The 10,275-nt window shown below is 72.9% G+C and carries 10 protein-coding genes; 4 read left to right on the forward strand and 6 right to left on the reverse strand.

From position 1 onward, the window contains the following. Positions 1 to 78: 78 nt before the first annotated feature. Positions 79 to 1,746: a fumarate hydratase gene (locus ACLWS4_RS35195; protein WP_049651719.1), complete on the reverse strand. Its 1,668-nt coding sequence runs from the start codon at positions 1,744 to 1,746 to the stop codon at positions 79 to 81. Positions 1,747 to 1,892: 146 nt separating this feature from the next. On the opposite strand from ACLWS4_RS35195, the gene ACLWS4_RS35200 reads away from it, so the two are divergent. After that, positions 1,893 to 2,663, forward strand: a complete 771-nt coding sequence (locus ACLWS4_RS35200; RefSeq protein ID WP_234348375.1) for a DUF1707 SHOCT-like domain-containing protein — start codon at positions 1,893 to 1,895, stop codon at positions 2,661 to 2,663. 316 nt (positions 2,664 to 2,979) lie between these two features. Next, entirely contained in the window at positions 2,980 to 3,357 is a 378-nt protein-coding gene (locus ACLWS4_RS35205; RefSeq protein WP_049651731.1) for a WhiB family transcriptional regulator, read from the forward strand. Positions 3,358 to 3,488: 131 nt separating this feature from the next. Here ACLWS4_RS35205 and glpX read toward each other — a convergent pair whose 3' ends face one another. Then, positions 3,489 to 4,529: a class II fructose-bisphosphatase gene (gene glpX / locus ACLWS4_RS35210; RefSeq protein WP_049651720.1), complete on the reverse strand. Its 1,041-nt coding sequence runs from the start codon at positions 4,527 to 4,529 to the stop codon at positions 3,489 to 3,491. 215 nt (positions 4,530 to 4,744) lie between these two features. On the opposite strand from glpX, the gene ACLWS4_RS35215 reads away from it, so the two are divergent. Beyond that, a complete protein-coding gene (locus ACLWS4_RS35215; protein ID WP_338016246.1) occupies positions 4,745 to 5,281 on the forward strand; it encodes a DUF4245 domain-containing protein in 537 nt (178 codons plus the stop codon). A 106-nt stretch (positions 5,282 to 5,387) separates the two neighbouring features. Here ACLWS4_RS35215 and ACLWS4_RS35220 read toward each other — a convergent pair whose 3' ends face one another. The 4 genes from ACLWS4_RS35220 to ACLWS4_RS35235 form a co-directional block, all read right to left on the reverse strand. After that, complete coding sequence (locus ACLWS4_RS35220) at positions 5,388 to 5,990, reverse strand: malonic semialdehyde reductase (protein ID WP_049651722.1); 603 nt, start codon at positions 5,988 to 5,990, stop codon at positions 5,388 to 5,390. Positions 5,991 to 6,100: 110 nt separating this feature from the next. After that, on the reverse strand, positions 6,101 to 6,358 hold the full coding sequence (locus tag ACLWS4_RS35225) for an exodeoxyribonuclease VII small subunit (protein ID WP_049651723.1): 258 nt from the start codon (positions 6,356 to 6,358) through the stop codon (positions 6,101 to 6,103). A 32-nt stretch (positions 6,359 to 6,390) separates the two neighbouring features. Further along, on the reverse strand, positions 6,391 to 7,605 hold the full coding sequence (gene xseA / locus ACLWS4_RS35230) for an exodeoxyribonuclease VII large subunit (RefSeq protein WP_387968459.1): 1,215 nt from the start codon (positions 7,603 to 7,605) through the stop codon (positions 6,391 to 6,393). Positions 7,606 to 7,704: 99 nt separating this feature from the next. Beyond that, a complete protein-coding gene (locus tag ACLWS4_RS35235; protein WP_416876264.1) occupies positions 7,705 to 9,081 on the reverse strand; it encodes an APC family permease in 1,377 nt (458 codons plus the stop codon). 120 nt (positions 9,082 to 9,201) lie between these two features. On the opposite strand from ACLWS4_RS35235, the gene ACLWS4_RS35240 reads away from it, so the two are divergent. Continuing rightward, positions 9,202 to 10,176, forward strand: a complete 975-nt coding sequence (locus ACLWS4_RS35240; RefSeq protein WP_049651726.1) for a 4-hydroxy-3-methylbut-2-enyl diphosphate reductase — start codon at positions 9,202 to 9,204, stop codon at positions 10,174 to 10,176. Positions 10,177 to 10,275: the final 99 nt, after the last annotated feature.

A 10,275-nucleotide genomic window follows, 5' to 3' on the forward strand; every position in this document is an offset into this window, starting at 1 on the left:
GACAGGCGAACGAAGACCGCCCCGGGCGCGGGGCGGCCGGGGCGGTTCAGGGGCGTGCGGGGTTGGTCCCGCGCGGGGTTACTCCTTGGAGCGGACGCGCAGGCTGGTGATCAGCGGGCCCTCGGTGGTCTCGCGGAAGAAGTCGTTGCCCTTGTCGTCGACGACGATGAAGGCCGGGAAGTCCTCGACCTCGATGCGCCAGACCGCCTCCATGCCGAGCTCGGCGTACTCCAGCACCTCGACCTTCTTGATGCAGTCCTGGGCGAGGCGGGCGGCCGGGCCGCCGATCGAGCCGAGGTAGAAGCCGCCGTGCTGGGCGCAGGCGTCGGTGACCTGCTTGCTGCGGTTGCCCTTGGCGAGCATGACCATCGAGCCGCCGGCCGCCTGGAACTGGTCGACGTAGGAGTCCATCCGGCCGGCCGTGGTGGGGCCGAAGGAGCCGGAGGCGTAGCCCTCGGGGGTCTTGGCCGGGCCCGCGTAGTAGACCGGGTGGTCCTGGAGGTACTTGGGCATGCCCTGGCCGGCGTCCAGGCGCTCCTTGATCTTGGCGTGGGCGATGTCGCGGGCGACCACCAGGGTGCCGGTGAGCGAGAGCCGGGTCTTCACCGGGTACTTGGAGAGTTCGGCGCGGATCGCGGACATCGGCTGGTCGAGGTCGACGCGCACCACGTCGTCGTCCAGGTGCTCGTCGGTGGTGTCCGGCAGGTACTTCGCCGGGTCGGTCTCCAGCTGCTCCAGGAAGACGCCCTCGGCGGTGATCTTGCCGAGCGCCTGGCGGTCGGCGGAGCAGGAGACCGCCATCGCGACCGGCAGCGAGGCGCCGTGGCGGGGCAGGCGGACCACGCGCACGTCGTGGCAGAAGTACTTGCCGCCGAACTGGGCGCCGATGCCGATCTTCTGGGTCAGCTCGGTGACCTTGGCCTCCAGCTCCAGGTCGCGGAAGCCGTGGCCGGTCTTGGCGTCGCCCGAGGTCGGCAGGTTGTCCAGGTAGTGCGCCGAGGCGTACTTGGCGGTCTTCAGCGCGAACTCGGCGCTGGTGCCGCCGATCACGATGGCCAGGTGGTACGGCGGGCAGGCCGCGGTGCCCAGCGAGCGGATCTTCTGCTCCAGGAACGAGAGCATGCTCGCCTCGTTCAGGATGGCCTTGGTCTCCTGGTACAGGTACGACTTGTTGGCGGAGCCGCCGCCCTTGGCCATGAACAGGAACTTGTACGCGTCGCCGTCGGTGGCGTACAGCTCGATCTGGGCCGGCAGGTTGTTGCCGGTGTTCTTCTCGTCCCACATGGTCACCGGGGCCATCTGGGAGTAGCGCAGGTTGAGCTTGGTGTAGGCGTCGTACACGCCGCGCGCGATGGCGGAGTCGTCGCCGCCGGAGGTCAGCACGTTCTGGCCGCGCTTGCCCATGACGATCGCGGTGCCGGTGTCCTGGCACATCGGGAGGATGCCGCCGGCCGAGATGTTGACGTTCTTCAGCAGGTCGAGCGCGACGAAGCGGTCGTTGGGGCTGGCCTCCGGGTCGTCCAGGATGCGGCGCAGCTGGGCGAGGTGGGCGGGGCGCAGGTAGTGCGAGATGTCGTGCATCGCCTCGGCCGTCAGCAGCCGCAGCGCCTCGGGCTCGACCTGGAGGAAGGTGCGACCGCCGGCCTCGAAGGTGGAGACGCCCTCGGAGGTGAGCTTGCGGTACGGGGTCGGGTCAGCGCCCAGGGGGAGCAGGTCGCTGTACTCGAAGTCTGGCGTGGGAGCCATCGGGGCGGTCCTTAGGGGTCCAGTGGTGCGGCTGCGTCGGCGAAGCACCATCCAGGGTAGGACCCGCCGGAAGTCGGCACGCGGACAGGGCAGCCTTGCGTGACCGGGCTCACTCGCGCAGGAGTGCGAGCGACTAGGCTGACCCCGTGGACAACTCGCCGTCGCACGACGATTCGGGGCAGCCGCCGGTGCCGGCGCCCGTACCGATGACCAAACCCGAACCCAAGTCAGAGAGCAGACCCGAACTCAGGCCCGAGGCCGGGGCCGCGGCGCGGCCGCACGCGCCGGCCGCGGAGGCGGAGCTGCGCGTCTCCGACGCCGACCGCGAGAAGGTCGCGGAGCTGCTGCGCGACGCCTACGCCGAGGGGCGCCTGGACGCGGACGAGCACGCCGAGCGGATCGAGGCCGCGTACGCCTCGAAGACCTTCGGCGACCTCGCGCCGCTGACCCGGGACCTGCCGGCCCGCCCGCTGTCCTTCGAGAAGCAGCCGTTGAGCGCCCCGCAGGGGCCGCCGCCGCAGCAGCCGGCGCGCCAGGAGGCCCCGACGGTGGTGGCGATCTTCGGCGGCGCGTCCCGCAAGGGCCGCTGGCGGGTGGGCTCGCACCTGAGCGCCTTCACCGCGTTCGGTGGCGTGGACATCGACCTGAGCGACGCCGTGTTCGAGTCCCCCGAGGTGGAGATCACGGTGACGGCGATCTTCGGCGGGGTCCAGATCCGGGTCCCGGAGAACGTGAGCCTCCAGGGGTCCGGCATCGGCATCTTCGGCGGTTTCGACGTCCGCGAGCAGACCGCGGCGGACCCGTACGCTCCGGTTGTCCGGGTCAAGGGCCTTGCGCTGTTCGGCGGTTGCGAGGCCAAGCCGCGCCGCGGCAAGAAGCTGAAGGAGTGGGTTCGCCGTCAACTCGGCACCGACTGACCGTCGTTGACCTGCACAGTGCCCGGCCGGGAGCCAACTCCCGGCCGGGCACTCGGCGTTGCGGTCAGTGCTCTGCGTAGTCGATTGCGTGCAGTGTGCATGAATCGCGGCCGAGCGGGGTAGTTCCTTCCGCACATCGCTTCTTGGACGGCTGCGCACCGGAGGCGGCCGAGCGGCCGTGCCGGGGTTGGACAGCGGGGGCTCGCAGCCGGCGGGGGAGCGAGGGGTCCCCGTGTCCGAGAGCCTCGTCAGGAGTACGGCCGTGCTGCATCCGATCGAGTCCCGCACCACCTCGCCAGTCGCCGCCGCGCAGGTCCTGGAGCGCCGCCCCGGCGTCCGGCCGCAGCCGCAGCCCCCGGGCGGCCCGGCGGGTTCCCCCGCGGGCGAGGACAATCCCTGGCACACCGGTGCCGCGTGTCGGCGGGACGAGGTGGGGCTGTTCTTCGCGCCCTCCAAGGAGCCGACGGCGGCCCGGCTGTCGCGCGAGGAGCAGGCCAAGCAGGTCTGCGCCCGCTGTCCGGTGCTGCTGGAGTGCCGCGAGCACGCGCTGGCCCAGCCGGAGCCGTACGGGGTCTGGGGCGGGCTGACGGCCGCCGAGCGGCGGGTGGTGCTGGCCCGGCGCCGCCGCCGGGACGCGGAGCTGCGCGAGGCGGCCCGGGTGACGGCGGCCGGTCGGCGCCGGATAGCCGGGTGAGGGCGGGCCCGAGAGCGGGAGGACGGTGCGCCGCGGCCCCGGCGGAGGGGGATTCCGCCGGGGCCGCGAAGCGCGTCGCCGCGGGGCCCGGCAGGCGGTAGCCCGGTCTGCCGGGCTGCCGCCTACCGGGCTCAGTTGGCGCGGTCGAAGTCGATCGCGCTGTACGCCCGCAGCTTCGAGAGCTTGTGGGTGGAGTTGATCTCGCGGATGGTGCCGCTCTTGGAGCGCATCACCAGCGAGCTGGTGGTGGCGGTCTCCGAGCGGTAGTGCACGCCGCGCAGCAGCTCGCCGTCGGTGATGCCGGTGGCGACGAAGAACACGTTCTCGCCGCTGACCAGGTCGTCCGTGGTGAGCACCCGGTCCAGGTCGTGGCCGGCGTCCAGGGCCTTCTGCCGTTCGGCGTCGTCCTTGGGCCACAGCCGGCCCTGGATCACGCCGCCCATGCACTTCATCGCGCAGGCCGCGATGATGCCCTCCGGGGTGCCGCCGACGCCCATCAGCAGGTCGACGCCGGTGCCCTCGCGGGCGGCCATGATGGCGCCGGCCACGTCGCCGTCCGAGATGAACTTGATCCGGGCGCCCGCCTCGCGGATCTCCCGGACCAGGCCGTCGTGGCGCGGGCGGTCGAGCACCACGACGGTGACGTCCTCGACGGCGCTGCCCTTGGCCTTGGCGACCCGGCGGATGTTGACCGCCGCCGGGGCGGTGATGTCGACGAACTCGGCCGCCTCCGGCCCGGCCACCAGCTTGTCCATGTAGAACACGGCGCTGGGGTCGAACATGGTGCCGCGGTCGGCGACGGCCAGTACGGCCACCGCGTTGTTCATGCCCTTGGCGGTCAGCGTGGTGCCGTCCACCGGGTCGACCGCGACGTCGCACTCGGCGCCGGTGCCGTCGCCGACCCGCTCGCCGTTGTAGAGCATCGGGGCTTCGTCCTTCTCGCCTTCGCCGATGACGACGACGCCGTTCATCGAGACGGTCGAGACGAGGGTGCGCATCGCCTTCACGGCGGCGCCGTCCGCGCCGTTCTTGTCACCCCGGCCGACCCACCGGCCGGCGGCCATCGCGGCCGCCTCGGTGACCCGGACGAGTTCGAGCGCGAGGTTCCGGTCCGGAGCCTCGGGCGCGACCTCCAGGGCACTGGGAAGCTGGTGCGGGTACTGCGTGGACATCGTCGTTACCTCTCTGTACGCGACGACCAGTGAGCGCCCGACTACTGCCAGGTCGAACGCCGTGGTGAGGGTATTGCGATCGTATCTGCCCACGAGATGACTGTCTGTGGCGCGGGTCGCTGCTCTGTGGCGGAAAACGCCTGTTCATCCCGTTTCACCCGGACGTGAATACCCCTGGTGACCGCCCCGGGATGTGGATGAGTCACCATGTGGGGGTGGCAGCAGACAACAAGGGCATGAGGGGCCGGCAGACCGTACGGGACATGGTCCTGTCGATGCTGGTGGTCGGTTTCGTCGTCTGGATCGGGTACCTGTTCCTCCCGCACGACGCCAACGGCGACCCGGTGCACGAGGTCGCGTACAAGGTGGAGACCTCCACCGCCAGGCGTGCGGCGCCGTATCCGGTGCTCTCCCCGGAGGGGCTGTCCGACAAGTGGCGGGCCACCTCGGTCAGCTACAAGCCGGCCGACCAGAACAACGGCAGGGGCAATGCCTGGCACCTGGGCTTCGTGACCCCCTCCGGCCAGTACGCGGCGGTCGAGCAGAGCGACGTGCCGCGCGACTCCCTGCTGGCCGCCTACGTGACGGGCGCCAAGCCGGACGGCACCGCCGAGGTGGCCGGCCGCGCCTGGGAGCGCGTGCAGGGCGACAAGGCCCGCGCGCTGACCGTGCAGACCGGCCCCGGGACCACCCTGCTCACCGGCACCGCCTCCTACGAGGAGCTGGCCGAACTGGCGCAGGCGCTCAAGTAGCCCGCCCCCGCTCCACCCCGCCCGGCACGTGCCGGAGCACCCTGGACGACGCCGAAGGGCCCCGCACCGGACGAACCGGTGCGGGGCCCTTGCGCGCGGGGGCGGATCAGACGGTGGTGACGACCTCGTCGTAGGCCAGGCGCGGCGAACGCGGGAACCAGGCGTCGTCGCCCGGCTTGCCGATGTTGACCACGGCCAGCACCGAGTGCTCGCCGTCGCCGAAGAACTCCTTGTTGATGCCCTCGGCGTCGTAGCCGGTCATCGGGCCGGCGGCCAGGCCGGCGGCGCGCACGCCGATGATGAAGTACGCGGCCTGCAGGGCGCCGTTCAGCGTGGCGGACTGCTCACGGACGCTGCGCTCCGAGAAGAAGACGTCCTTGGCCTGCGGGAAGTGCGGGAACTGGGTCGGCAGCTCCTCGTGGAACTCGTTGTCCGCGGCGAGGACGGCGACCAGCGGGGCGGCGGCGGTCTTGGCCTTGTTGCCGTCCGCGAGGTGCTGGACGAGGCGCTCGCGGCCCTCGGCCGAGCGGACCAGGACGACGCGCAGCGGCTGCTGGTTGAAGGCGGTCGGGCCGTACTTGACCAGCTCGTAGATGGCCTGGACCTGCTCCTCGGTGACCGGCTCGTCGGTGAAGGTGTTCGCGGTGCGGGCCTCGCGGAACAGCAGGTCCTGGGCGGCGGCGTCGAGTACCAGGGCGTCGGTGGTCATGCTTCTGCACCTCATGCGAAAGGGGGTTCGTCGGTATGATCGGCCGCAGCCGGTCACTTCATCCAACATAGGTGAAGTTTCAACGATTCCCCAAGCGAATGTGACCTGCCTCACTCCCCGCCCGGGCCCGCGCCCTCCTCGGCGGCCAGGGCGGCGTCCAGCCGGGCCCGGGCGCCGTCCAGCCAGCGCTGGCACACCTTCGCCAGCTGCTCGCCGCGCTCCCACAGGGCCAGCGACTCCTCCAGCGACGTCCCGCCGTTCTCCAGCTGCCGGACGACGTCCAGCAGCGCGTCCCGGGCGTGCTCGTAGCCCAGCGCGTCGTCCGGGTTCGGCGCCGCCGCGTCCTGCTGCTCCTGCTGCTCTGCCATGCGTGCCAGCGTAGGGGGTGCGGGTGACAGCGTCAGCCCGCGTCGGCCGCCGTGACGTCGAAGCCGCCGCCCGCCACCCGGGCGTGCAGCCCCTCGCCGGGCGCGACCTGCGCCGGGTCGGTCACCACCGTGCCGTCCGCCCGCTGGAGCACCGCGTAGCCGCGCTCCAGGGTGGCCGCCGGGGAGAGCGCCACCACCCGGGCCAGGGTGTGGCCGAGGTCGCTCTGCGCGTGGTCCAGCCGGTGCCGCAGGGTGCGCCGGGCCCGCTCCAGCAGGCCGTCCACCTCCTGCCCGCGCCCGTCCAGCATCCGGTGCGGGGCGGCCAGCGCCGGGCGGCTGCGCACCCCGTCCAGTCCGTGCTGCTCGCGGTCGACCCGGGACAGCACGTGCCGGCGGGCGCGGTCGCGCAGCTGACGGACCTTGGCCAGCTCCTCGCCGACGTCCGGAACCACCCGTTTGGCCGCATCGGTCGGGGTGGAGGCGCGCAGGTCGGCCACGAAGTCCAGCAGCGGCTGGTCCGGCTCGTGCCCGATCGCGCTCACCACCGGCGTACGGGCGGCCGCGACCAGCCGCACCAGCCCCTCGTCCGAGAACGGCAGCAGGTCCTCCACGCTGCCGCCGCCGCGGGCCACGATGATCACGTCCACCTCGGGGTGCTCGTCCAGCTCCCGCACCGCCGCGCTCACCCGCTCCACCGCGCTGACCCCCTGCACCGGGACGTTGCGCACCTCGAAGCGGACGGCCGGCCAGCGCCGCCGGGCGTTCTCCAGCACGTCCCGCTCGGCGGCCGAGCCGCGCCCGGTGACCAGCCCGACGCACTGCGGCAGGAACGGCAGCGGCCGCTTGCGCTCGGCCGCGAACAGGCCCTCCCCGGCGAGCCGCCGCTTCAGCTGCTCCAGCCGGGCCAGCAGCTCGCCGAGGCCCACCGGGCGGATCTCCGAGGCGCGCAGCGACAGCTGCCCGCGTGCCGCGTACCACTCCGGCTTGGCGTGCACGACGACCCGCGCGCCCTCCTGCACCACCTCCGCGACCTGGTCGAACACCGAGCGGAAGCAGGTCACCGTGAGCGACACGTCGGCCTGCGGGTCGCGCAGGGTCAGGAACACCACGCCCGCGCCGGGGCGCCGGCTGAGCTGGGTGATCTGCCCCTCCACCCAGACCGCGCCGAGCCGGTCGACCCAGCCGCCGATCAGCGCGGAGACCTTGCCGACCGGGAGCGGCGCTTCGGGGGAGCTGGTGTTGGCCATGCGTACGAGGCTAGCGGCGCGGGCCGACACGGCCGAGACCGCGTCGCCGCGGGCCGGCCCGGCCGGGACCGCGCCCGGCCCCGCGCGGCCCGACGGCGGTCACCGGGGAAGCCGGGGCGGCCGGCGCCCGTCGGCCCCGCCGCGGGCGGCGCCCTGGACGGTGAGCACCACCAGGCCGACCGCCAGCCAGACCAGCCCGACGATCTGCGCGGTGGTCGAGGCCTCGTACACCACCGCCCCGATCACCGCGATCCCCAGCGCCGGGACGACCACGTGCCGCAGCCACCGCCGCGAGCCGTGCCGCACCGCGTACCAGCCGATCACCGAGGCGTGCAGCAGCGCGAAGGCGGTCAGCGCGCCCACGTTGACCACCGAGGTGAGCTGGTCCAGCCCGTCGTCCCGGTCGGCCGCCCAGACCGCCGCCGCCATCGTGATCACCGCGGCCGCCAGCAGCGCCCGGCGCGGCACCGCGCTGCCCGGGTCGACCGAGCCGAGCAGCCGCGGCAGCCGGCCCTCCCGGCCCATCGCGAAGACCAGCCGCCCGGCCGCGGCCTGCCCGGCCAGGGCCGCGAAGGCCGCGCCGATCGCCTTGCTGGCCGCCACCAGCACGTGCAGCCAGTGCCCGACGCCGCTCTCCACGGTGTCGTAGAAGGCCGAGCCCTGCGCCGCCGGGTCGGCGGCCAGCTGCTGCGGGCCCAGCGGCTCCAGCAGTGCCGCCAGGTAGGTCTGGGCGACGAACAGCACCCCGGCCAGCGCCAGGCACCAGAGCACCGCCCGGGCCACCGCCGCCGAGGCGCCGACCGCCTCCTCCACGAAGGTGGCGATCGCGTCGAAGCCCAGGTAGGAGAGCACCGCGACGGACACCGCGGAGACCACCGCGGTCATCGAGAAGGCCCCGACGGCGGTGAACGGGGTGTCCCAGCCGCGCTGGGCCCCGCCCTGGGCCAGCGCCACCACGGCCGCGGCCACGAACACCGCCAGCACCGCGATCTCCATCGCGAGCACCGCGAAGCCGACCACCGCCGCCGTCCGCACCCCGACCAGGTTGAGCGCGGTGGTCACCACCACCGCGAGCGCCGTCCAGACCCAGCGCGAGACGTCCGGGACCAGGGAGTTCAGTGCGATCCCGGAGAACAGGTAGGCCACCGCGGGGATCAGGAGGTAGTCGAGCATCGCCATCCACCCGGCGATGAAGCCCGGCCCCTCGCCCAGCCCGGCCCGGGCGTAGGCGAACACCGAGCCGGTCTGCGGCACCGCGCGCACCATCTGGGCGTACGAGAAGGCGGTGAAGCCCATCGCCACCGTCGCGGCCAGGTACACCGTGGCGACGGCGCCGTGGCTCTTGGCGTCCAGCACGCCGAAGACGCCGACCGGGGCCATCGGGGCGATGAACAGCAGTCCGTAGACCATCAGATCGCGGACGCCCAGGCTGCGGCGCAGGCCGCTCGGCGTCACCTGCTCGCTCACAGAGCTCATAGACACCATATTTTGAGCGCTGTTGACCGGGTCTGCACGGAATGTGTCCGCCGTCGGCGCGGCTTCGCGCCGGGGGCCCGGCGGGCGGGCGCCGCTCGCGGCCGCCCGTACGATGGAGCCATGTCCAAGACCGCGCAGCGCCGTGTCCTGCTCGCCGCCCCCCGGGGCTACTGCGCGGGAGTCGACCGCGCCGTGATCGCCGTGGAGAAGGCCCTGGAGCAGTACGGGGCGCCCATCTACGTCCGCAAGCAGATCGTCCACAACAAGTACGTGGTGCAGACCCTGGAGAAGAAGGGCGCGATCTTCGTCGACGAGACGGAGGAGGTGCCCGAGGGCTCGATCGTCGTCTTCTCCGCGCACGGCGTCGCCCCGGCCGTCCACGACGAGGCGCGGGCCGGCCGGCTGGCCACCATCGACGCGACCTGCCCGCTGGTCACCAAGGTGCACAAGGAGGCCGTGCGCTTCGCCGACGAGGGCTTCGACATCCTGCTGGTGGGCCACGAGGGCCACGAGGAGGTCATCGGCACCATGGGCGAGGCCCCGGACCGGATCCACCTGGTGGACGGTGCCGAGGACGTGGCCAACGTGCAGGTCCGGGACGAGTCCAAGGTCGTCTGGCTGTCCCAGACCACCCTGTCCGTGGACGAGACCATGGCCACCGTCGGCGAGCTGAAGAAGCGCTTCCCGGGGCTGGTCAGCCCGCCCAGCGACGACATCTGCTACGCCACCCAGAACCGCCAGGTCGCGGTCAAGCAGCTGGCCCCGGAGACCGACCTGCTGATCGTGGTCGGCTCCAAGAACTCCTCCAACTCCGTCCGCCTGGTCGAGGTCGGCCTGGAGTACGGCGCCAAGGCCGCCCACCTGGTGGACTTCGCCGAGGAGATCCGCGAGGAGTGGCTGGAGGGCGTCACCACGGTCGGTCTGACCAGCGGCGCCTCGGTGCCGGAGATCCTGGTCGACGGCGTGCTGGAGTTCCTGGCCACGCGCGGTTACGACACGGTCGAGACGGTCAAGACCGCCGAGGAGCACCTGACCTTCTCGCTGCCCAAGGAACTGCGCCGTGACCTGCGCGCCGAGGCGGCGGGCAAGCTCTGACCCCACCCGGAAGGGCCGCGGCCCCCCGCCGGGGGGCGGGGCGGCCCCGGTGGGGGGGCGGGGGGGGGCGGCGTGCGTTGGTGGCCCCGCGGGGGCCAG

Origin of the sequence: Kitasatospora sp. SC0581 (assembly GCF_048159585.1) — a bacterium.
Taxonomy (GTDB): Bacteria; Actinomycetota; Actinomycetes; order Streptomycetales; family Streptomycetaceae; genus Kitasatospora.